At 61.3% G+C, this 22,768-nt stretch carries 17 protein-coding genes; 6 read left to right on the forward strand and 11 right to left on the reverse strand.

The genetic code is table 11. The features are described 5' to 3' along the window. Positions 1–8 precede the first annotated feature (8 nt). The 3 genes from IE111_RS21905 to IE111_RS21915 all read right to left on the reverse strand — a co-directional run bounded on the left by IE111_RS21905 (position 9) and on the right by IE111_RS21915 (position 4,501). Positions 9–1,331, reverse strand: coding sequence for a DEAD/DEAH box helicase (locus IE111_RS21905; protein ID WP_189612907.1), 1,323 nt, complete (start codon positions 1,329–1,331; stop codon positions 9–11). Positions 1,332–1,477: 146 nt separating this feature from the next. Next, complete coding sequence (locus IE111_RS21910; RefSeq protein ID WP_189612909.1) at positions 1,478–4,195, reverse strand: DUF2339 domain-containing protein; 2,718 nt, start codon at positions 4,193–4,195, stop codon at positions 1,478–1,480. A gap of 69 nt (positions 4,196–4,264) precedes the next feature. Further along, positions 4,265–4,501, reverse strand: coding sequence for a helix-turn-helix transcriptional regulator (locus IE111_RS21915; protein ID WP_189612910.1), 237 nt, complete (start codon positions 4,499–4,501; stop codon positions 4,265–4,267). 123 nt (positions 4,502–4,624) lie between these two features. On the opposite strand from IE111_RS21915, the gene IE111_RS21920 reads away from it, so the two are divergent. Continuing rightward, complete coding sequence (locus IE111_RS21920) at positions 4,625–5,341, forward strand: helix-turn-helix domain-containing protein (RefSeq protein WP_189612912.1); 717 nt, start codon at positions 4,625–4,627, stop codon at positions 5,339–5,341. A gap of 289 nt (positions 5,342–5,630) precedes the next feature. On the opposite strand, the gene IE111_RS21925 is transcribed toward IE111_RS21920, so the two are convergent. The 7 genes from IE111_RS21925 to IE111_RS21955 form a co-directional block, all read right to left on the reverse strand. Further along, positions 5,631–7,166: a sensor domain-containing diguanylate cyclase gene (locus tag IE111_RS21925; protein WP_189612914.1), complete on the reverse strand. Its 1,536-nt coding sequence runs from the start codon at positions 7,164–7,166 to the stop codon at positions 5,631–5,633. Positions 7,167–7,364: 198 nt separating this feature from the next. After that, a complete protein-coding gene (locus IE111_RS21930) occupies positions 7,365–7,781 on the reverse strand; it encodes an acyl-CoA thioesterase (protein ID WP_189612916.1) in 417 nt (138 codons plus the stop codon). A 24-nt stretch (positions 7,782–7,805) separates the two neighbouring features. Beyond that, entirely contained in the window at positions 7,806–9,653 is a 1,848-nt protein-coding gene (locus tag IE111_RS21935) for a feruloyl-CoA synthase (RefSeq protein WP_189612919.1), read from the reverse strand. Positions 9,654–10,103: 450 nt separating this feature from the next. Further along, the gene (locus IE111_RS21940; protein WP_189612921.1) at positions 10,104–11,870 is read right to left on the reverse strand and encodes an acyl-CoA dehydrogenase; all 1,767 of its coding nucleotides are present in this window, start codon (positions 11,868–11,870) and stop codon (positions 10,104–10,106) included. 8 nt (positions 11,871–11,878) lie between these two features. Then, positions 11,879–12,646 (reverse strand): 3-hydroxyacyl-CoA dehydrogenase, encoded by a 768-nt coding sequence (locus IE111_RS21945; RefSeq protein ID WP_189612923.1) that lies wholly within the window; start codon positions 12,644–12,646, stop codon positions 11,879–11,881. A gap of 14 nt (positions 12,647–12,660) precedes the next feature. Next, positions 12,661–13,917, reverse strand: coding sequence for a thiolase family protein (locus IE111_RS21950; RefSeq protein ID WP_189612926.1), 1,257 nt, complete (start codon positions 13,915–13,917; stop codon positions 12,661–12,663). Beyond that, on the reverse strand, positions 13,914–14,678 hold the full coding sequence (locus IE111_RS21955) for a crotonase/enoyl-CoA hydratase family protein (protein ID WP_189612928.1): 765 nt from the start codon (positions 14,676–14,678) through the stop codon (positions 13,914–13,916). Before IE111_RS21955 ends, IE111_RS21950 begins: the two co-directional genes overlap by 4 nt. A gap of 367 nt (positions 14,679–15,045) precedes the next feature. Between IE111_RS21955 and IE111_RS21960 the strand changes: the two genes are divergently transcribed. The 4 genes from IE111_RS21960 to IE111_RS21975 all read left to right on the forward strand — a co-directional run bounded on the left by IE111_RS21960 (position 15,046) and on the right by IE111_RS21975 (position 18,983). Continuing rightward, on the forward strand, positions 15,046–16,176 hold the full coding sequence (locus IE111_RS21960; RefSeq protein ID WP_189612930.1) for a C4-dicarboxylate TRAP transporter substrate-binding protein: 1,131 nt from the start codon (positions 15,046–15,048) through the stop codon (positions 16,174–16,176). A 242-nt stretch (positions 16,177–16,418) separates the two neighbouring features. Further along, a complete protein-coding gene (locus IE111_RS21965; protein WP_189612932.1) occupies positions 16,419–16,922 on the forward strand; it encodes a TRAP transporter small permease in 504 nt (167 codons plus the stop codon). 8 nt (positions 16,923–16,930) lie between these two features. Next, positions 16,931–18,229, forward strand: a complete 1,299-nt coding sequence (locus IE111_RS21970) for a TRAP transporter large permease (RefSeq protein ID WP_189612934.1) — start codon at positions 16,931–16,933, stop codon at positions 18,227–18,229. 304 nt (positions 18,230–18,533) lie between these two features. Continuing rightward, positions 18,534–18,983, forward strand: a complete 450-nt coding sequence (locus IE111_RS21975) for a MarR family winged helix-turn-helix transcriptional regulator (protein ID WP_189612936.1) — start codon at positions 18,534–18,536, stop codon at positions 18,981–18,983. Here the strand turns inward: IE111_RS21975 and IE111_RS21980 are convergent. Next, positions 18,964–20,349, reverse strand: a complete 1,386-nt coding sequence (locus tag IE111_RS21980; RefSeq protein ID WP_189612938.1) for a CHAD domain-containing protein — start codon at positions 20,347–20,349, stop codon at positions 18,964–18,966. The genes IE111_RS21975 and IE111_RS21980 overlap by 20 nt on opposite strands. A gap of 423 nt (positions 20,350–20,772) precedes the next feature. On the opposite strand from IE111_RS21980, the gene IE111_RS21985 reads away from it, so the two are divergent. Further along, positions 20,773–22,722, forward strand: a complete 1,950-nt coding sequence (locus tag IE111_RS21985; RefSeq protein ID WP_189612940.1) for a CSLREA domain-containing protein — start codon at positions 20,773–20,775, stop codon at positions 22,720–22,722. Positions 22,723–22,768: the final 46 nt, after the last annotated feature.

Consider the following 22,768-nt stretch of genomic DNA (forward strand, 5'->3'; position numbering starts at 1 on the left):
GTCCTGGGTTACGCCCGGGCAGCAGCCCGTTGGCGCCGGCGGGCCGGACGACGGGAATCGCCGTTCGACGAGCCGCCATTCGATCGACCTTCCGAACGCGGCTTGGCCTTACCGGCATTACCGGAAGGCCGACGTCCGTTAGGCTTTTTCTTCGCCGACGGTCGACCACTGGTTTCAGGGCTGGTCTGAGGCGCGTTCGGATCCGGCTCGAACCCTTCCACTGTGCGACGCGGAATCGATTGACGCGTCAGCTTCTCGATGCCGGACAGCAGCTTGGTTTCATCCGCACTGACCAGGGAAAACGCCTGGCCGCTGGCGCCGGCCCGACCGGTCCGGCCGATGCGGTGGACATAGTCCTCGGCCACATTGGGCAGGTCGAAATTGACCACCTGGGGCAACTGGTCGATGTCAAGTCCGCGTGCGGCGATGTCGGTCGCCACCAGGATATGGACAGAGCCGTCCTTGAACCCGTTGAGCGCCTTGGTGCGCGCGCCCTGGCTCTTGTTGCCGTGAATGGCGGCGGAGCGGATGCCGTTCTTTTCCAGATGGTCGCTCAAGCGGTTGGCACCGTGTTTGGTGCGGGTGAACACCAGTGCCTGGCGCCAGTCGCCTTCCTGAATCAGTTGAGTCAGCAAGGCCGGTTTACGCTTCTTGTCGACCGGATAGACCCACTGCGACACCGACTTGGCCGTGGTGTTGCGCGGTGACACCGAAACTTCCACCGGATCGTTCACCAGCCCCTTGGCCAGGCCTCGGATGTCATTGGAAAAGGTCGCCGAGAACATCAGGTTCTGACGGTTTTTCGGCAACAACGCGAGTATTTTCTTGATGTCGTGGATGAAGCCCATGTCGAGCATGCGGTCGGCTTCGTCCAGAATCAGCACTTCCAGTTGCTTGAAGCCGATGGCGCGCTGGTTATACAGGTCCAGCAGGCGGCCCGGCGTGGCCACCAGAACATCGGCGCCCTTGCGCAGCTTCATCATCTGCGGGTTGATCTTCACACCGCCGAAGACCACGGCCGACTTCAACGGCAGGTGCTTGCCATAGGTCTCGACACTTTCGGCCACCTGGGCGGCCAGTTCACGGGTCGGGGTCAGGATCAAGGCGCGGGCCTGGTTGGGGCGGGCGCGCTCGCCGGCACTCAGGCGTTGCAGCAGCGGCAGGGTGAAACCGGCGGTCTTACCGGTGCCGGTCTGGGCGGCGGCCATGACATCCCGGCCGGACAGTACGGCGGGGATAGCCTGGGCCTGAATGGGGGATGGTGTGTCGTAGCCTTGCTCGGCCACGGCTTTTAACAATTCGGAGGACAGCCCCAGGGAGGCAAAACTCATAAACAATCGGTACTCATAATGGAGGGATGAAATACGACGGGCGCCCTGATCGATACGGGCATGGGTCCGGCGAGGACGTGGAGCTTACCGTAAGGCGCGGTCATATACCATCCTCCTGGCTAAAAAAGCATCAACACCCCGGGGCCCTAGCTCGCAGGGCGTTGACTCGCAGGACGAGGCGGGATCGGCGACAGATAGCCGATCAGCAGTAACAGCAGCCCTACAGCGATGAACGACACGATGGCCGCCAGGGTGTTGCTGTCGCGCATGTCGAACAGGAACAGCTTGGCGACCACGACGCCGAGCAGAGTGGCGGCGACCAGCCAGACCACACGCCAGCCACGCCGGGTGGCGACGACCATGACACCGAGACCGACTAGAGTCCAGACGATGGAGAGCGTTGCCTGGGCCCGGGCCGAAGCGAGTATGGCCTCCGGTTCAAAGGCCATACCGGTCCAGTGGTGCAGGCAGCGCAGCACCGCCGCGTTCAGGCCGATAAAGGCCAGAGCCGAGAGGGCCGCGCGGTAGCGGTTGGCGGTGATGCCGAGGTGTTCCTCTTCGGACAAACCGCGGCACCAGAGCCACAGCATCGCCAGCACACCCGCCTGAACGGCATCGAGCGGGTTCAGCAGCGGTAGGTATCCGCCCAGCGCCAGGCTGGGCTCGGCGCTCACACCCAGGAACCAGAGCACCGACAACCCGGCCATCGGTGCGGGTATCTGTACCCGATACAGCAACGGGCGGCTGCGAATGGGCCAAGTCGAGGCGAGTTGCACCCATCCCATCGCCGCCAGGGTCGGCACGATCAGGGCGACCAGCGTCCAGGCCGACATGGGTTCGGTCCAATGGGCTACCCACCATTGGGCCTCCTGGGTCAGTAACAGAACCAGAACCCAGACACCGAGCGCATGGAGTGCGGGCAGCACCGTCTCCAGGTCATCGTGCTTACGGTTATCCCGCTGCTTCAGCAAGGCCAGGTAGACACCGTAGAAAACCGCCCAACCCGGCAGGTTCGCGTCTTCGAAGGGATGGTCGGCCATCGTCAGGGCGCCCATCGCAACCAACAGCAGGGCGCCCGCCTGGCCCACCACTGTCAGTCTCAGGCTGGACCAGCGCAAGCGACCTTCCAGCCAACCCAACACGCCCGCACTGGCGGCCAGGAACACCAGAGTCGTCAACCATTCGAACCGGGTCGGCACATAAGCCTCGATTTCCATCAAGCCGTTGCCAAGCCACCAGACCAGCGCCCAGACCAGCATCAACCGACGGGTCATTCGTCCCCAGGTTTCGGCTTCCCAGTCGTGTCGATGCAGGTAGTAGCTGCTGAACCCGCCGGCCAGGGCGACCAGTAGGGCACTGATGAAGGTGGCGTTGAGTACCGCCCAATCGCCGAATCTCATACCCCAGGCTTCCAGAAAGGCTAGCCCGGCCCCCAGCTGCAGCAGGATGGCAAAGGCCACACCCAGGCGGCGCTGCTGGCGCACCCCGATCCAGACCAGGGCGGCGCCTTCCAGCGCCCAGGCGGTGGCGATCCATTCGCCGTCCAGCGCGAACGGCACGGTCAGGGAGGCGAACACCACGCCCAGCGCCAGGAAGGCTTCGCTCAATACACGCAATGAGCCACCGCCCCAGCGACGGCACAGCACGGTCAAGGCGCCATAGAACGCCCCCAGAGCCAGCGACGACCACGCCAGACCGTATTCGAAATCGACCACCAGGCACGCCTGCAGCCCGAAGGCCACCAGAGGCACCCCGAACACCAGAGTGCCGTCGACATAGCCTTTCAGGCGCGGCGGCTGGCGCAGCGCGAACAGGAGGGCGATGCCGACATAGAACAGGAAAAACAGCACCAGGAAACTCTCGGTACTGGCGAACTGCTCGGGCACATACTGCAGCACGCCCCAGAGGGTGCCGATCACGAAGGTAAAGGCGAAACCGACCAGATTCAGCACCCGCCAGGCCTTGAACCAGGCCATGATGAAAATGCCCAGATTCAACACCGCGTAATAACCGAACAGGGCGATGTGACTGCCCTCCCCGGTCGAGGCCAGGATCGGCGCGAGAAACCCGCCCGTCACCGCCATAATCGCCAGGGCGGGCGCGTTTTGCAGCACCGCCAGCGCGGCCGAGGCGACGACCATGACCACCAGCAGGGCAAAGGTGGCCGTGGGCGAGAGCATCTGGAACAGTCGCAACGCAGCGAAAACCGTCATGTAGAGGATGCCGAGACCACCGCCCTGCATGATCAGCGCGTACAGCGGTCGTTTCAGCCTCAGCCACCAACCGAGCCCGACCAGGGCCGCCCCCAGGGCGCCGACACCGAACAGTTTCAGGCGCACCGGCAACACGCCCTGTTCATTGGCGTATTGCAGCAGGAAGGCCACGCCGAAGAACAGCACCACGATGCCGACCCGGACGATCAGATTGCCCTCGGTGAAATAGCCTTTAACGGCCGCGACCAGCTTGTCGAACACATCCGGTTCGCTGTTCTCGTCCCGGGTCGGTGCCGAAGACCAGGGATCGTCCGGAACGGCCGGCGTCTCGTCGGCCGATGCGGGCGTGGCGGTTGAAGCGGACGCCTGGTGCGCCGTTTGGTCGGCATTCGAATATTCCGGTTGCAGCGCTTCGTAACCGGCGGGATGTCGGTGCTCCCGGGCTGCGCCGTCTTCCGGACGTTCAATGGCCGGCGGTTCGGGTGCCGTGGCGCTCGCCTGCTCGGCCGTGTTTTCCGCGTCCGAATCATGCGCACGGGAGCGGGCGGCCAGCTGTTTCGCCAGACTATCCACCTGTTTCTGCAGCGCATTGACGCGACTGAACAGAAACAGGAAACCGATAAAGAGGATGATTAAAAACGTGGATATCACCGATGAAGTCCCTGTGAACGGTCAAGCGGCCAGTCTCTTCGACCGGGTCCGACGCGTCAACTCCCGGGTTCAGGCCGGTGTACGCCGTTTCACCGTGGTTTCCGGCGGAAACACCTCGTCCAGCGTGCAGGGCGCGCCCGCGTCGTTCAGCACCTTCACGATGCGTCGGGCCACCGGCAGCGGCGGCAGGCGCTCGCCACTCTCGTAGAGCGCGACACGCGATTGCGCCGACTTGAACCCGCATCGTTTTCCCAACTCGCCCTGAGTCAGCCCGGCGCTCACCCGATAGTACTTGAGCCTAAGCATTGCATTCCCTCGTGCAATTACATTTCGACCACCTTTTTAACATGACAGATTTATATTTTGCAAAAATTACGCATTGTGATGTCATTAGCCTTTTAATCAGCCCAAGGAATCAAGGCAGGGACTATGACCAACGTTGGCACCCGAATCCGAGAGACCCGTAAAAAGGCCAAGCTCTCCCAGGCGGAACTGGCTTCCCGCTGCGGCTGGAAGGAAATGCAAACCCGCATCAGCAGCTACGAACACAACCGCACCGAACCCAGCTACCGGGATATGGAAAAAATCGCACTCGCTCTGGGCGTGAACGCGTCCTGGCTGGCCTTCGACCAGGGGCCGGTGACCGGTCAGGTGCGGGAGCAAAGAGCCGAAGTCGACGAACACGCCGTGGCCGGCGAGACCGACGACAGCTACAGCAGCAGCGCCGATGCGCTCATCGCCATTCCCTATTTGGTCGAAACCGATACCGACAAGCCGGCCGACCAGACCGTGACGCTCGACGGCAATGGCCCCATGCTGCGCTTCGCCAAGGCGGCACTGCGCCGCGCCGGTGTACCAAAGGAATACGCTGCGGCCGCCCACATCAGCGGCAACGCCATGGCACCCTATTTGCCCGATGGCGCCCTGGTCGGTGTCGACACCAGCACCACCAAAGTCACCGACGGCAACCTCTACGCCATCGACCACGGCGGGCTGATGAAGATCCGGGTGGCATACCGCATTCCCGGCGGCCTGCGGCTGAAAGCCTACAACGACGCCGAACACCCCGAGGAACGCTACACCGGCGACGCCCTGACCGAGCTGCGCATTCTCGGCCGCGTATTCTGGTATTCCGTCCTGCTCTGATGCCCCCTTGCGGGGCTCTCCGCCTCGAAATTGTGTGATGCGGACCTCATGTACGGCAATTTATCATATTAAAAGCGCTTTTCATCGTGAATAATCTCCATTCACGACATTTAACCCTGACCTGCCCTAACATAAATCGATGTTCAGCCGGGCTGATTGCACGTCAATACGCAATAATAAATCTGTGACAAGCATCACAAGAAGCGGTGGGTTCGAAACGGTGGGACGGGACGGACAACAAGCGCGCGGAGGTCGCCGGTAACCTCCCTAAACACCGGCCACTTAACGTTCACACATCCGGCAGGTCCGAGACGATGCGGTTTCGTCCGCTGTCCTTGGCCTGATAGAGCAGACGGTCCGCCCGCTGCAGGTTTTTGACCAGGGACTCGTCGGAAGCAAATAAAGTCAGACCGCCGCTGACGGACACCTGCACGTTTGCCGACGACATCGGCCGGGCATCGACAGCCTGTCGCAGGCGTTCGGCGATCGCCCGATAGACCTCGGCATCGCCGTTCGCCAGGAAGACCAGAATCTCCTCGCCGCCCCAACGACACACCAGATCGTATTCGCGGACATGAGCCTGCAAACGGTCGGCGATGGTGGACAACACCTGGTCACCCACCTCATGGCCGTGGCTATCATTGATGTGTTTGAAATGGTCGATGTCCAGCAACAGCAGGGCCGAATCCCGCCCTTCGCGCAGCGCCAGTTCCCGTAGCGGTCGATAAGCTTCCTGGATTCCCCGCCGGTTCAGCAGCCCGGTCAGGTCGTCGCGGTTCATCAGGGTGGTCACCTTGGCCAGCGCTTCTCGCAGCCGAACGCTGAACGCCACCAGCACCAGCATCGCGAACAACACCGCCCACACCAGCAGACTCTCCCTGACGCCGTTCCAGTACAGGGTGGAACGGGGTAACCGGTGTAACAGTCGCAGTTCATCCCGCGCTACGATGGCGGACCGCCAACGGGTTCCGTCGGCATCGATGATCCAGGCGTCCTCCCGATGGTCGACGTCGTAGGTCTCTCCCAGCTCGAAATCGGCCCGGCGGGCGACAATGCGGTTATTCTCATCAATCAGGATGGACTCGCCCAGCGCCTCGCCGAAACCGGTCGCCCCGCGCAACAATCCCAGCCCCAGATCCAGCGAGGCGATGCCGAGAAACCGGCCATCGACCACGACCGGAGACGACAATGAGATCATCAACCCCTGACCATAGGCATCGTCGTACAAGTCGCTGATGATCTGCCGACCCTCGGGATTCACCGAAGGTTCGGCCTGGGACCAGAATTCCTTGGTGTAGAGCACATCGGAGAAGCGAAAGTCCGCCACGGCGGGGTCGGGCGCGATGTAGATGAACTCGCTGAGGGAGGTGTAGTAGACCCAGATCACCTCGGGGACGTGTTCCAGCAGGGTGCGAAACTGGCTCTCGGCGGAGAAGACGGCCGTCAACTCATAGTCCAGTTCCGGTGGTCGCCGCGCCAACACCGAGGTGCCGGTCAGGGTGCCGCTCAACGACTCGATGCCGCCCTCGCCCGCAGCCCCCGACACGCCCCAGACATCGTAGTCTACAAAGGGTCGGATGGACTCCAATTCCCGTGCCAGGGAACCGGTACGCCGGGCTTCGAGATACCGGTCCTCAATGGTGCTGTCCAGCGCGTAGACGTTTTGGCGCATCAGAATGATGTACCGGTTGATCAGGTTCGCTCGAACCTGGACGGCTTGCTCGGCGGCCTGCCGAATCCCCCTCAACTCCGCCTGGTATTCCACGACGGACAACGTCAGGGCGATGGCGGCTGCCAAACCGATCAGGATATAACGGGTTGGCATTACGACTGTGTCCGGTTTCAGCGGTCGTGCCATACGGCACCCATTGAGAATAGATAGTCGCTAAAACCGGATTCCGCCACTTATCGAAAGCATCCAGCCGAACGGATGACGCGAGGATGCGTCTGTCATACGCTCGGATAGTCGATCAGAAAACCGCCCCCGTGCCGACACGCCCGGCCGCCGCACATCGGTCTCGCGCTATTGCTGGAATGCGCGAATCACGGCATCGGGAATCGGCTTCGACTTGATGCCGCCCGGATTGTCCGGATCGTCTCCGACCCAAACCCGGGTTTCGAAGCCTTCCACCGCCAGGTCGTCGCCTTTCAGCAAGCGATGATGAACGTCGAAACTGCTGCGACGGAATTCGGTGATCGTGGATTCGATCATCACCTCTTCGCCGTAGCGCGACGGGATGTAAAACTTCGAGCGGGTGTCGACCATGGGAAAGCCGATCATGTCGAATTGTTGGTGCATCTCGAATTTGGGGAAGCCGGCTTTGGCGAACAGACGACCGGTGCAGTCGTCGAAATACGCGAAATAGCGCGGATAAAACACAATACCGGCCGGGTCGCAATCGCCCCACTCGATCGTTCGGGTACAACGGTTTACCAACATTGAAAGTTCCTCGTTAAAACCGGTTCAGGCATCCAGACGAATGACTCGCTCGGACGGTGGCTCGGCGTACAGATCGGTCACGACATCGGCGCGGTTATCCAGCACGGCCCGTTGATTGATCGACCCCTTGTCGGTGATTTCATGCGCATCCATTTTCGGCGGCTCGTCCAGCACCACCAGGCGCTTGACGCGGTTGGAGCTGCCGGTACTTTGCGCCTCCAGGGTTTTCAGCAGGTCCCTGAACGCCCGTCGTACCGGTTCACTGTCGAGCACGGCAGCGGAATCGGCCCCGGCCGGCAAGCCGCTGAGCCGCCGGCATTGCTCGCGATCGGGAAACACCATGACCGAGACATAGGACCGGTCGATCCCCGCGATCACGACATCCTGTACATAGGGGGCACCGGCGTGAATGATGGAGGCCCGCAGGGGCCCGACGCTGACCCAGGTCCCGGTGTCGAGCTTGAAGTCTTCCGAAATGCGGCCGTCGAAACGCATCCCGCGTTGGATGTTGTCCGGGTCGATCCACTTCACCGCATCGCCCAGGCAATAAAAGCCTTCCTCATCGAAACTCCTGGCGGTGACATCGGGTTGACGCCAGTACCCCGGCATCACGTTCGGACCGCGCACCCGGCACTCCAGCTTGCCACCATTGGGCACCAGCTTGATCTCCACGCCGAGCGCCGGTAATCCGATGACACCGGACTGGGATTCCTCCAACGAGGCGAACATCGCCGACGGCGCCGTCTCGGTCGCGCCGAGGCCGGTGAGCATGCCGATCTTGCTGCCGATCGTCTTGATCGCCAATGCATCCAGCTTGTCCCAGAGGTGTTGCGACAGACCGGCGCCGGCGAAGAACATCAGGTTCAGGTCGCGGAAAAAGGTTTCCCGCAAGTCGTCGTCCTGTTCCAGATATTCGGCGAGAAATTCGAAGCCCTTGGGCACATTGAAATACAGCGTCGGCGATATTTCCCGCAGGTTAGCGATGGACCGCTCGAACTGACCCGGCACCGGCTTGCCGTCGTCGATGTACAAAGTACCGCCGTTGTACAGCACGATGCCGACATTGTGATTGCCACCGAAGGTGTGGTTCCACGGCAACCAATCCAGCACCACCGGCGGCGTATCGCGCAGGAACGTCATCAGCCCCTGCAGCATCGCCTGGTTCGAACACAGCATGCGATTGGTGTTGATCACGCCTTTCGGCATGCCGGTGGACCCAGAAGTAAACAGAAACTTGGCGATGGTGTCCGGTGTTACCGAGCGATGGGCTTCATCCACGGCGCTGGTGACCGCTGTGTCGAGGAGGTCGTCAAAACGTTTCACCGAGTCTTCGTGACCGGACGGATCGATCGCGATAACGTCCGCGTGGTCGGTGTTGATGGCCTGCAACGCATCGGCGAAATCCGCCGCCTTATCGACCAGGAACAACCCCGGCGTCAGCAATTCACAGATATACCTGGCCTTGCCATAGTCCTGACTGATCAGACAGTACGCCGGCGAAACCGGCGCATAGGGAACACCGACGTACATCGCGGCCAACGCCAGCATCAGATGTTCGATGCTGTTGCCGGACAGGATCACCAGAGGACGGTCGGGGCTGAGTTCGCGATCCAGCAGTGCCTGGCCCAAGGCGCGAACCCGTTGCAGCGTTTCCGCATAGGTGAAACTCCGCCATTCACCGGCTGCATCACGCTGTGCGACAAAGCGTTGATTCGGTGTCGCGGCGGCCCAATGATCGAGACGTTCCATCAAGGTGTCGGGGTACTCGGGCAGAGGTTCCCGGCTTCTCAAGATTTGCGTACCGTCGGAGCGCTGCTCCAGTTCGGCGGTCGCCGTGCCCAGTTTGATGTCTCTAAAACCAGTAGCCATCATCGTTACCTTTCTTGTCTTTGTTTTAATGCGTTGCGTTTGGTTTGGTTGCCGGAAACCCGTGCCGGATGTTGGATTACGCCTATCGGCTAATCCAACCTACTCCCTCACCAGCCTTGTAGGGTGGGCACCGCCCACCGGGCTGTTCGATTCATCCACCGGTTGTGACGACCGGCACCTTCCTTCGGTGTCAATGGATAACCCCATGCGCCGTTTTCCTTCCATGGTGGGCGGTGCCCACCCTACGGTTTTTAACCACCCTCATGTGCGGTGGCATTGTCGGTTAGCGCCGGATGGGTGGGGTGCTTGTGTGGGGATGTGCGCAGCAGGGATGCTGCGGTCAAGCCTACAGGGCGGTCCGACGCGTCGGCGTATTTACGGCGACCCCGCATAAGCACCCCGCCCAGCCGGTGCGGTTTCTCGGCAACCAACCCGGCCCAGCAAAGGGAGTAACTAAGCAAAAACATAACCACCACCCCCGGAACCAGCCTGATAAACCCGAACCAGGGAAGCCGACAACTCGGGCAACCAGTGGGCACAGTAGAAGGAGAACAGGGCCTCAACATTATTGCGGTATTCATCCGTCACCGCCTCATCCTGCGCCGCGCGTACCGCAAGACCCAGTTGCCAGGCACTGGCGAGTACCCCGGTGGCCTCCAGCAGGGGCACCGCCGCCGCATGCAGGTGGACGGGGTCGTCCGCCTTTTCGCTCAGCAACCAGTCCACCCGATTGCGCAGCGCCCGGGCCTGGCGGGCCAGGGAGGCCCAGGCGTGTTGGGCGCTGGCCAGGTCCGACAGTGGGCTCAGGTCGGTCTCGATCTGGTCGAGCCAGTCTCGAAAACCATCACCACCATCCCGCTGGATCTTGCGGAACAACAAATCCTGCGCCTGGATGCCGGTGGTGCCCTCGTAAATCGTGGCGATTTTCAGGTCGCGGTAGAACTGGGCGACGCCGGTTTCCTCGACATACCCCATTCCACCGAACACCTGAATCGCATCACCGGCGAGCCGATTGGCGACTTCGGTGGACCAGGCCTTGAATACCGGGGTCAAGAGGTCGACTCGCCGCTGGGCCAGCTCCCGATCGGGGTGGCCCGTCTGTCGGGCGCAGTCGAGTTGAAACCCCAGGTGCATGCCGAGCAACCGCGAGGCCAGGGTCTGGCTGCGTATGCGCAGCAGTTGTCGACGAATATCCGGGTGTTCGATCAAGGCGACCGGGCCTTCGCCGGTTTCGCAGTGTCGACCCTGTTTGCGCTCGCTCGCCCAGGCGACGGCGTTCTGGTAAGCACGCTCGATGACGGCGACACCCTGCAGGCCGACGCTGAGCCGGGCTTCGTTCATCATCACGAACATCAGGGCCAGGCCCCGCCCCGGCTCGCCGACGAGCTCACCCCTGGCTCCGTCGTTCTGACCGAATGTCAGAGAGCAGGTCGGGCTGCCGTGCAGGCCGAGTTTGTGTTCGATACCGGTGCAGTGGATGTCGTTGCGCTCGGCCGGTTCATCCTGATCGTTCAACCGATGGCTGGGCACGGCGAACAGGGAAATACCACGGCTGCCTTCCGGGGCGTCGGGTAACCGGGCCAGAACCAGATGCAGTCGGTGTTCGGTCAGGTCGTGTTCGCCGTAGCTGATGAAGAGTTTCTGGCCGAACAGACGATAACCACCGTCGCCGTCCGGGACGGCCCGTGTCCTGAGTTGACCGAGATCGGAGCCGGCGGCCGGTTCGGTAAGGGCCATGGTGGCGGTCCAGTCGCCCCGGGTAAGACGAGGGCCGTATTGGTCGATCAAGGCCTGGTCGCCGCTGGCCAGCAGAGCTTCGACGGCCCCTTCGGTCAGCGGCTGGATCATGCTGAACGCCAGGTTGGCGCCTTGCCAGCATTCGGTGACCGGTGTCGCCAGAACCTTGGGCAACCCCTGGCCCTCAAGCGACTCGGGCAGGCAGAGCCCGGTCCAGCCGGCGTCGCGGAACTGGCGGTAGGCTTCCGGCCAGCCTTCGGGCGTGGTGACCCGACCGTTGTCGAACCGGCAGCCCGCGCGATCCCCAGGGGCGTTCAGAGGGGCCAGGGCCTGTTCGGCGAAGCGACCGGCTTCGTCCAAAATGGCACTCACCAACTCTTCGTCGAGAGGCTCGAATGCGGCCAGGGTCGATAGGCGGTCGCGGCCGATCACGCGGTTCAGGATAAAGTCGACATCCTGCCGGGGGGCTCGATAATCGGTCATGGGGCCTCCTAGCGCGGCGCCATGCGCAAGGCTCCGTCGAGACGGATCACCTCGCCGTTAAGCATAGGGTTTTCGCAGATGTGCAGCGCGAGCTTCGCGAATTCGGCCGGCTCACCCAGCCGCGCCGGAAACGGCACGGACTCGCCCAGGGACTTCTGCACGTCCTCCGGCAACACCTCCATCATCGGCGTGCGGAACAGGCCCGGTGCGATGGTGACGACTCGGATGCCGAACGCCGACAGCTCCCGCGCCAACGGCAGGGTCATACTGACGATGCCGCCCTTGGCGGCGGAGTACGCCGCCTGACCAATCTGGCCCTCATAGGCCGCCACCGAAGCCGTGTTGACGATAACACCCTGCTCCAGTATTTCGTTCGGCGGGCTGTGCTGCATGGCGTCGGCCACCAGGCGGATAACGTTGAAGGTCCCGATCAGGTTGACCTGGATGGAGCGTTGAAAGTCCTCCAGCGGGTGCACTCCCTTTCGACCCAGCACCCGGGCCGCGCCGGGAATACCGGCGCAGTTGACCAGAGTATTGATCGGGCCGAAGTGGGTGTTCACCGCCTCGATGCAGGCTTTAACCTGGGCTTCGTCAGTGATGTCCGTTTTCAGAAAACGGGCGTTATCGCCCAGTTCGGAAGCCAGAGCCTGCCCACCGTCTTCGTTGACATCGGCCAGCACAACGCGGGCACCGGCCCCAACCAGATGACGGGCGACCGACTCGCCGAGACCGGAAGCCGCCCCGGTCACCAACGCATTCAGTTTATCCAGTTGCATGGCACCTCCTCCTATCAACCAGCGTTTTCCAACAGCACCGCCACCCCCTGGCCGCCGCCGGCGCAGGCGGATGAAATACCGAATTGCTCGCCGGACTGTTGCAGCTGCCGGGCGACGGTGTGCGTCAGGCGCACGCCGGAGACCGCCAGCGGGTGACCGAAGGCAATGGAACCGCCGTGGACATTGACGCGGTCCCGGTCGAGCCCCAGCTCGCGTTCACAGGCGATGTACTGGGCGGAAAAGGCTTCGTTGATTTCGAAACGCGAGATGTCGTTCAAAGCCATCGATAGGTCGGCGAGCAAGCTGCCGATGGCGGGCGCCGGGCCAATGCCCATGATTTCCGGCGGCACCCCGACGACCGAGCCGCCGACGATGCGCGCCAACGGTCGCAGGCCATGGGCCCGAACATAGTCGCCGGACGCGACCAGCACCGCACCCGCGCCGTCGACGATGCCCGAGGAATTACCTCCGGTCTGGACACCGCCAAACGCCGGACGCAATTTGGACAGCACTTCGATCGGGCTGTGTCGGACATGACCGTCCCGGTCGAACCGTTGCACCCGGTCCGCCAGCTTCAGGCCCCGGTCGTTGTAGCCGTCCAGCGACCAGGTCGTGTTTTCCACCGGCACCACTTCGCCGTCGAAATAGCCGGTTTCCCAGGCCATTTCCGCGCAGGCGAAACTGCGGGCGGCGAATTCGTCGGCTTCCTCGCGATTGATGCCGTAGCGTTGGGCCAGGTTTTCGGCGGTGCCACCCATGGAGCAGTCCGGCGCGGTGTCGATGGTCGCTTCCCACAGGAAATCGCGGAAATCGACCTGCCCCATGCGGAAACCGGCACGGTGGGTGTAGGACGCCACCGGATTGCGCGACATCGATTCGGCCCCGGCGCAGAGCACCAGCTGGGCTTTGCCGAGTTTAATCTGATCCGCCGCGGTCAGGATGGCTTCGAAACCGGTGCCGCACAGACGGTGCACCAGCAGGGCCGGGACGGACTGACGCACCCCGGCATACAAGCCGATGTGGCGTGGCAGCAAATAGGCGTCGAAACTGGCTTGGGCGACGTTGCCGGCGATCACCGCGTCGACATCGGTCGCCGGGACCCCGCTTTCCTCGAACAGGGCGCGGGCGGCGTAAATGCCAAGATCGGTCGGCGAAATGTCACGCAACTCGCCGCAATAGTCGGCGAAGGGTGTCCGGCGGCCGTCGACCAGCCAGATGTCGTCGTATCGGGAGAGCAATGCACTGCGTTCGGAATCGGGATAGGCGGTCATGAGTCTTTCTTCCTGTTCAGAAACTGGCCGATGCGGGTCTGGACGTCCGGGTGGGTCTGGGTCATGCCGGCCACCAGGGATTCGGTGAACAGACCGTCGTCCATTGACATGCTGTCGATGCGGGCGACGGCGGTGACCATGGCCCAGTTGGACAGCGGGGAATTCCGGGCGATGCTTTCGGCCAGTTCCCGTGCCTTGGCCTCGCCTTCGCCCTCGCCCGTGAGGTAGTGCGCCAGCCCCAGCCGCTCGCCCTCGGTGGCGTCCAGCGTGCGACCGGTCAGCATCATTTCCGTCATCCGTCCGCTGCCGATAACGTTCGCCACACGCACCGAAGCCCCGCCTCCGGTGAAAATGCCGTGGCGCCCTTCGGGCAGGCGAAAGTAGGTGGTCATTTCAGCGACCCGGACATGCGCGCAGGCCGCCAGCTCCAGCCCACCGCCGATGACGGCGCCTTTCAGCACCGCGACCACCGGCACGCCCGCCTCGTGAATCTTGCCGAACACCCGGTGCCACAGGCGCGAATGTCGTACCACGTCGAACGGCTCGCGCGCCTGATGCTCGGCCAGATCCAGACCGGCGCAGAAATTGTCGCCGGAACCGGTCAGCAACACGACGCGGATGCCCTCGTCCACCGGGTCGAACAGAGCTTCCAACTGCAACAGCAGATCATCGTTGATGGCATTGTGTTTGTCGGGCCGATTGAGCCGGATGTGGGCGATGCCGTCCATCCGCTCCATCGTGACCAGAGGCGTCTTGTTCATAGCGGTCGGGCCTGGTTGTTGTGGGTGGTTCCGGACGGGGAAGGTCTTCCCGTCGTTGACTGACTTTCAAACTAGCCGATTTTTGTTGTACCTGTAAACAATTAATTTTTATAACAATTGGCAACAAAAATGCCCGCGCCTCGACTATTTGATGAAAATCAAGGACATAAGGCCTTATACAAAGCTATATCAGATGTCATTCCAGCCGAACCAAGAACAACACCAAGCGATTTTTGTTATAGACATAAACAATATATGACATAAACTAGATCCCACGATGGTCACCGACCTTCGACGTCGCGACACGAATTGCAACGCCCCGTCTGCGGGGAGTGAAAGAACAAGTCCAATAAACGAGGTTTAAGCGATGATTAGGAAGACGCTGTTATCCACCCTGCCCCTGGTGCTGGCCGCGGCCGCCACCCTGGGCCAGCCCGCCCTGGCCAAAGAACTGCGCCTGGCGCCGGGTACTCCACCCGCGCACCCGGGCCATACTCCCCTGTTCACGTCTTTCCAGACCGGACTGGATGAACGCACCGACGGTGAGCTGACCGGCCGCATTCTCGGCACCGAAGTGGTCAACCTCGGCAACATGCGCACCGCCATCCGCAGCGGCCTGGCCGACGCCGGCATGTTCCTGCCCGCCTACTTCCCGGCCGACCTGCCGGAAATCAACCTGGTCGGCAACCTGTCGTTCATGGGCTCCAATTCGCAGGCGATGGGCGCGGCCATGACCGAGTACATCGTCACTTGCGGCGACTGCCAGAAAGAACTGGCGCAACTGGGCGTCGTCTATACCAGCAGCCATTCCAGCGACCTATATCAATTGCTGACCACCAAACCGGTCCGTGACCTGGACGACCTGAAAGGCCTGCGCCTGCGTGCCGGCGGCCCGCAATTCTCTCGCTGGGCGGACTCGGTCGGCGCCACCGGTTCCAACATCTCGGTCGGCGAAACCTTCGAAGCCATCTCACAGGGCGTACTGGACGGCACCATCGCCTCCACCGCCGACCTGATCTCCTTCCGCCTGGACGACGTGGTCAAATACGTCACCACGGTCAAGCTCGGTACCTACCACTCCACCATCTCGCACGCCATCGGCCGCAAGACCTGGGCGGATTTGAGTGAAGACCAGCGCCGTACCCTGGCCGAAGCCTCCTCCTACTCAAGCGCCCTCGCCACACAGCGCTGGGCACACGAAATGCCAAGCCAGGCCGAAGCCGCCGCCAAAGACAGCGGCATCGAATTCCTGCAACCGAGCCAGGCCCTGGTCGACGCCACTAACCGGTTCGCCGAGGACGACCTGGACACCGTCATCAGCGAGGCTGAATCCCGCTACGGCATGAGCGACGTCGCCGCCAAACTCGAGCGCTTCCAGTCCCTGGTGGACAAATGGACCGACTACGCCGAATCCGTCGACAACGACCCGGAACAGATCGCCAACGAGGTCAATCGCCAGGTTTGGAGTCAGGTCGACTTTGGTAGCTATGGGATTTAAGCCAGTGGTTGGTGTAGTGCCAATGGCCTCAGAGGGTTGATTGATTCTTGGTGCCAGGGAACCCGCGCCGAATACCGGGGTGGTCCGTAAACGTAGGGTGGGCAATGCCCACCATGGAAGGAGACACAGGCTCCGGTCTGTCTTTTGGCTGAACATGACCTTTGGTGACCCGAGCCCTACACGCTGGTGGGCCGTGCCCACCCTACTTGCCATCTAGATCGATCACCACAACGGAGACACCCATGAACTGGCTATTCAAACTGACGGACCGAACCACCGCCGGGTTGGCTCTTTTGGGCACCCTCGGTGTGGCCGCCATGATGGTGCACGTCACGCTCGACGTCATCGCGCGTACGCTCTGGTCCGTCTCCATACCGGCCACGCTCGAAATCGTCACGCGTTACTACATGATCACCCTCGCCCTGCTGCCGCTTGGCTGGGTCGAATGGAAACGCCAGATGATCACCGTCGAACTGTTCACCGGACTGTTCGGACAACAGGGCGTGAAAATCATCGACGCCCTCGTCGCCATACTCTCCGCCGTGGTCTACATCGCCTTCACCCAGGCCACCTGGATCAAAGCCGTGGAACAATACGAACTCGGCGCCTACGTCATGTCGCTCAACTTCCCGATGCCCGTCTGGCCCACCTACTTCGTATTGCCGCTGGCGTTCGCGCTCGCCACCCTGGTCAGCGTGGTTCGCATTCCACAGCTGTTTATCACACCGCCCAAGACTGATTCATAGGAAACACCATGTCGATTGAAGTTGGGTTTTACGGTCTGCTGATCCTGCTCGGCCTGCTCGCTTTGCGCGTGCCGGTCGCCGTCGCCCTGATCACCGTCTCGCTCGGGGGTCTGTCGTTCATGCTCGACTGGAGCACCGCCATCGGCATGCTCTCGTCCACGCCTTACGACTTTATCGCCAAATGGACGCTCAGCGCCGTACCCATGTTCCTGCTGATGGGCTTCATCAGCTACCACTCCGGTCTGACCGACGGCCTGTTCAACGCCGCCAAGGTTGTCTTCCGCTGGCTGCCCGGCGGGCTCGCCATTTCCAGCATCTTCGCCAGCTCCAGTTTCGCCGCCGTCAGCGGTTCCTCGCTCGCCTGCGCCGCCGCCATGGGTCGCATCGCCATCCCGGAAATGGTGCGCAGCGGCTACAAACCCAGCTTCGCCTGCGGCACCATCGCCGCCGGGGGCACCATCGGCGCCCTGATTCCGCCCAGCATCCTGATGATCGTCTACGGCGTCTTCGCCCAGGTCTCCATCACCCAGGTCTTCCTCGGTGGCATCACCATCGGCCTGATGACCGCGCTCAGCTACAGCGTCGTCATCCTCATCGTCAGTTGGCTGCGACCCGACATCGCTCCACGCGTCGAAGCCGGCACCGGCGACTACAGCGTCCGCCAGGCCCTGCTCGAAATCTGGCCGGTTCTCGTCCTCGGGGTCCTCGTCTTCGGCGGCCTGTTCAGCGGCTTCTTCACCGCCACCGAAGCCGGCGCTATCGGCGCGGCCGGAGCACTGCTCATCGCCGGCGTTCTCGGCCGCCTGAACCGCAACCTGATCAAAACCTCCCTGCTGGAAACCCTCTCCACCACCGCCTCACTGCTCATCATCGGCGTCGGCGCCAGCATGTTCACCCTCTTCCTCAGCCTGAGCGGTCTCGCCGGCTTTATCTCCGACGCCGTCTCCGGCTGGGACGCCAGCTACCTCCAACTCATGCTCATCGTCGTCGTCATCTACCTCCTGCTCGGCCTGTTCATGGAACCTTTCGGCGCCATGCTCATCACACTGCCGATCTTCCTGCCCATCTTCGAACAGTACGACATCAGCCTGATCTGGTTCGGCGTCCTACTGGTAAAACTGCTGGAGATCGGCATGATTACGCCGCCGGTCGGGATGAACATCTTCGTGATTCGCGGGGTGGCATCGCAGTACGCCTCCCTGGTGGATATATTCAAAGGAGTCAGTTATTACCTGGTGGCGGATATTGTTGTGGTGTCGCTGGTGATTTTCTTTCCGGGGTTGGTTTTGTTTCTTACGAGTGGGTAGGTTGGGATGTTGGATTACGCGCTTCGCGCTAATCCAACCTACTTCTTAAGCTTAATTGGGTGGCACATTGGGCTAGTGGTAGGGGCCGGGTATGCTGTGGAGGGGACATCTGAGGCAGGATGCCGAAGCTAAGCGCCCATGGATGGGTTTACAGCGGTCCCCGGAACAGCATACCCGGCCCCTACCACGGGTTCAGCCACAAAAGCGGCAACCCAACCACGAACACAAACGACTGACAGAGAAAGATGATGATACAATGCCGAAATTGATGAAGACCGCATTCGACCCGATCTCCGGAGTATCAATGAGCCGAGAACGCAACGACATCGACTACACCATGCTCAACTCACTGGTCGGCTACCGCCTGCGCCGCGCCCAGCTCGCCTACTTCGAAAACTTCACCGCCACCTGCACCGAGCAAGGCGTCACCCCCGGGCTGTTCGGCATCCTCGCCATCGTCTACCACAACCCCGGCCTCACCCAGACCGCCGTCGCCCAGGCCATCGAAACCGACCGTTCCGCCATGGTCGCCGCCGTCGACAAACTCGAAAAACTCGGCCTCATCGAACGTCGCCCCGCCGAAAACGACCGCCGCTCCTACGCCCTCTTCCTTACCGGCCACGGCATAACCTTCACCGAAAATCTGCACAGGAAAGTACTCAAGCACGAAGCCCATTTCGAGGAAGTCATGAAAGACGGCGAGAAGGATTGGCTGCTCGACCTGCTCACCCGCATCATCGACCTGGATCGATAACGAAATCGCCGAACGGGTCCATCGCCAAAATGGCTTGACGCTCCCGCGTCTTGGCCGTGGACAGGTCCTTCAGCAGCTTGCGCAACCCCGGTTTGGCCGCTTTCGTTTGCTCCTGAAACGATTGCAGGTACTGCAACTGCACGGTCAGATCCTGTAATTGGCCGAAGCGCTTTTGCCGCTGCTTGAGCGCCTTCATGCGCCTCCCTTTCGGATCGACCACCAGTTCCAGCAGATAGCGCAGTTTTTTCAACAGTTTGCGCAGTTCATGAAAATCGCCGTCCGGTGATGCCTCGGTCAACGACTCGAGTCGCCGATCGTGTTCGGCCACAAGCTCATCGACCGCGTCCTGGACCGATTTTAGCGTTACCGCTTTCGCCGCCTTCTCGAAATCCGCAGAGTCGAGAAAGGCTCGCCAGCTGTCCATCCGCTCCCGGTGTTGCTGACTGTTCAATCGTTCGAGCAAGGCCTGGTGCTGATCGTTTCGTTTCAATGTGAACGCGTCGAAGAGCTTCAGTTCGATCAGCGCTTTTCGATAGACGGTCTCTTTTTCCCAGTCACGAAGGCGCATCAGCAATACATCGAGGTCACGCAGTTCACTGGTGGCTTGCGCCTCGTTCTTCAATGCCTTCAGTTGCCGCTTCAACGGCTTGTTGCGTTGCAAACGCAGCAAGGCCTGTCCCACCGATCGGCTGCGCCGCAAATGGGTCCGGTACTGGTGCATGAATTCGGGATCGGCTCCGACACGCACGCCCGGTTCAAGCGCTCCGATCATGTCGGATTGATAGCGCAGCAACGCCCGGGTCCGCTTCAGCAATTTATGTGCATGCACGCCTTTGGGTTTCAGCGGGCGCCGTTTCTTGAACGTCTTGTAGTCGACCCAGGCCGGGATCAGTTGATGGGTGATCGAAGCGCAACAGGGAGCGAGCTCGGCCCACCGATCGATCCGCAGTCGCAGCCTGACCAGGGCACAGGTTGGCAACGCCGGTAACGGTTCGTTGGCGAGCCGATTGGCCAGATCCAGCAGTGCCGGATTATGGCCGACCAGAGTAATCTCCTCAACGGTTCTGTCCTCGGCCAGCCAATGCCAGAGGTCGTCGGCATCGAATGTGTAGAGGTCGTCATCGTACTGAACGGTGTGGGTACGGTCGGCGAGGTCGGCGTGGTCCAGCAGAAAGCGCACAGTATCCGCCGTCCGACGAGCGGGGCTGGCATGAAGTTCCGAGTCGAACGCACCGCTAGCGTGCATCACCGGTGCCATGAAACCGACTTGCTTTCGACCCCGCCTGCCCAGGGGCCGATCCCGATCATCCAGTTGGTCATCGTCCCAGCTGGATTTGGCGTGACGTATCAGGGTGAGGTATTTCACGACGCCCTCCTGTGTAACAAGGTTCAAGACCTCAAGGGAGCCATTCCAATCTAGCAGGCTCGGACGTCTTGTCAGTTATTTTTACACACCCCGCTTGCGGCGTTCCGATCCAACCTCACATAACACTGATCAGGTGATTGATACTGAAAAGGAAACCGTTCCACGGCCTGAAATATGCAGCTTCACCGACCGGTTGAAGAGCGGGCTGATGCCCGGGTTGGATATGGAAGCCAGGCAGGAGAGCCGGCGGTTCAACCTGACCAGGAGCCTCTTCAGCCGTCTCAGGGGTACGACAAGGACGTCGTTATCCCCTGCCCATGGACGACTCGACATCAAGGGATGCGATCACCCACCTTACCGGTAGTTGAGCGGTCGGTATTCGGGCGTTTCCGTGTCACCCTGTGAATAACCGAGGTCCAGACCATGAAAAACCCCCTGAGTCCCGTACTATTGTTCTTCTCCTGCGCGGCATTCGCTTTGACAGCGAGTGCGGCGACGATCACCGTGAATTCCAGTTCCGATACCACCGCCGACGATGGTAAATGCACCCTGCGCGAAGCAGTCACCGCCGCCAATACCGACACCGCCTCCGGCGCCACGTCGGGTGAATGCGTGGCCGGTAGCGGCGCGGACACGATCACGGTGCCGGCCAGCAACTACAATCTGGCGTCCGGCGCGATCACCATTGACGACGATGTGACGCTGAACGGCGCCGGCGCGGCGGACACCGTCATTTTCGGTGACGGTGCCAACCGGATTTTCACCGTGAACAGTGACTACAAAGTCACTCTAAACGACATGCGACTGACCGCGGGCAGCAGCACCGATGGAGGCGCCGTCTATGCTTCCGATGCCGCGGTTCTGACGGTAAACAGGACGCAATTCAGCAACAACACCGCCAGCAGCGAAGGCGGTGCCATCTATGGCTACTATGCGTTCGTCAACATTAACGACTGCACCTTCACCAATAACACCAGTTCATCCGAAGGTGGCGCGGTTTATGGGTACTACAGCTCCGTTTTTATCTATGACAGCAGCTTCTCCGGTAACAGTGCCAGCAGCTCCTACGGGGGCGCGGTCGGTGTCGAAGAAGGCATTCTCAAAGCCAAGGACACTACATTCGAGAACAACACGGCCGGGTATGGCGGCGCTCTATACGTGTATTACGCCAGCAATGCCAGCCTGGACAATGTAACCATCAGCAACAACGAAGCGACCAACAGCGATGGTGGCGGCATTTACGCCTACGACTACGTCATGGTCACACTGATCGACAGCACTGTCAGCAACAATACCGCATCGGGGGACGGGGGTGGGATAGCGGCTGAATACTATTCCGGCATCGAACTCTACAATACGAGCATCGTCAGCAATTCCGCAGGGAGCTATGGAGGTGGGATCTACGGTTACGAGGCAAGCCTTTTCTCAATGGGGAGCCACATCGACACCAACACTTCCGACGACTACGGCGGTGGTCTGTATATGGAATACGGCTCTGGTCAACTGACCAACACCACGGTAACCGGTAACGAAGCCACCAATGATTACGGTGGCGGTATCTATGCCTATGAATTCCCGACCACAATCAAAAATACCACCATTTCCGACAACACCTCGGGGGACGACGGTGGCGGTCTGTATGCGGAATATTCTCCTTATACTGTGCTCAACAGCGCCCTTATCAACAACACCTCGGGCGACGACGGTGGCGGCCTGTACAGCACCAGCTATTCTGGCCACTTTTTTACCAATGTCACGATCAGCGGCAACAGTGCGGCCAATGGTGGAGGACTGTACAACGAATCGGACTCCTCCATTGAATTGCTGAACGTTACATTGGTCGATAACGAGGCCAGCGGAGAAGGGGGTGGTGTTTACAATGAAAACGATTCCACCTTCGGTTACCAGAACAGCATCATCGCCGGGAACACGGCAACAACGGGTGCCGACTGTGAAATCGGAGGCAACAGTCATTCACGTGGCAATAACATCCTCGGCAACGGTACCGGCTGCATCAAGACCAGTACGGACCTGTCCATCAACTCGCCCGCCGTATTGACCGATCTGCTCGATGCCCTGGCCGACAACGGCGGTCCGACCGCCAGCCATGAACTCAAGGCCAACAGCATCGGCGTCGATGCCGGCAACAATGATGTTTGCCCGGCCACCGATCAGCGGGGCGAGGAACGCGACACCAGCGACAACGACTGCGACATCGGCGCCATCGAGCTGATCATCGAGGCCATCACCGGCGGCGGTGGCAGTAGTGATGACGATGACAACGGCGGTGGCGGTGGTGGCGGCGCACTCGGCCTGTGGCTGACCGCTCTGCTGCTGACCGGACTATTCGGTTTCAGACAGCGCCTGATCTGACCCTCGCCGTCAGGTATCGCCGTTCCCGGTCCGGGTCCGTTCAGGG

It is taken from the genome of Saccharospirillum salsuginis (genome assembly GCF_014651855.1).
GTDB classification, from domain to species: Bacteria; Pseudomonadota; Gammaproteobacteria; order Pseudomonadales; family Natronospirillaceae; genus Saccharospirillum; species Saccharospirillum salsuginis.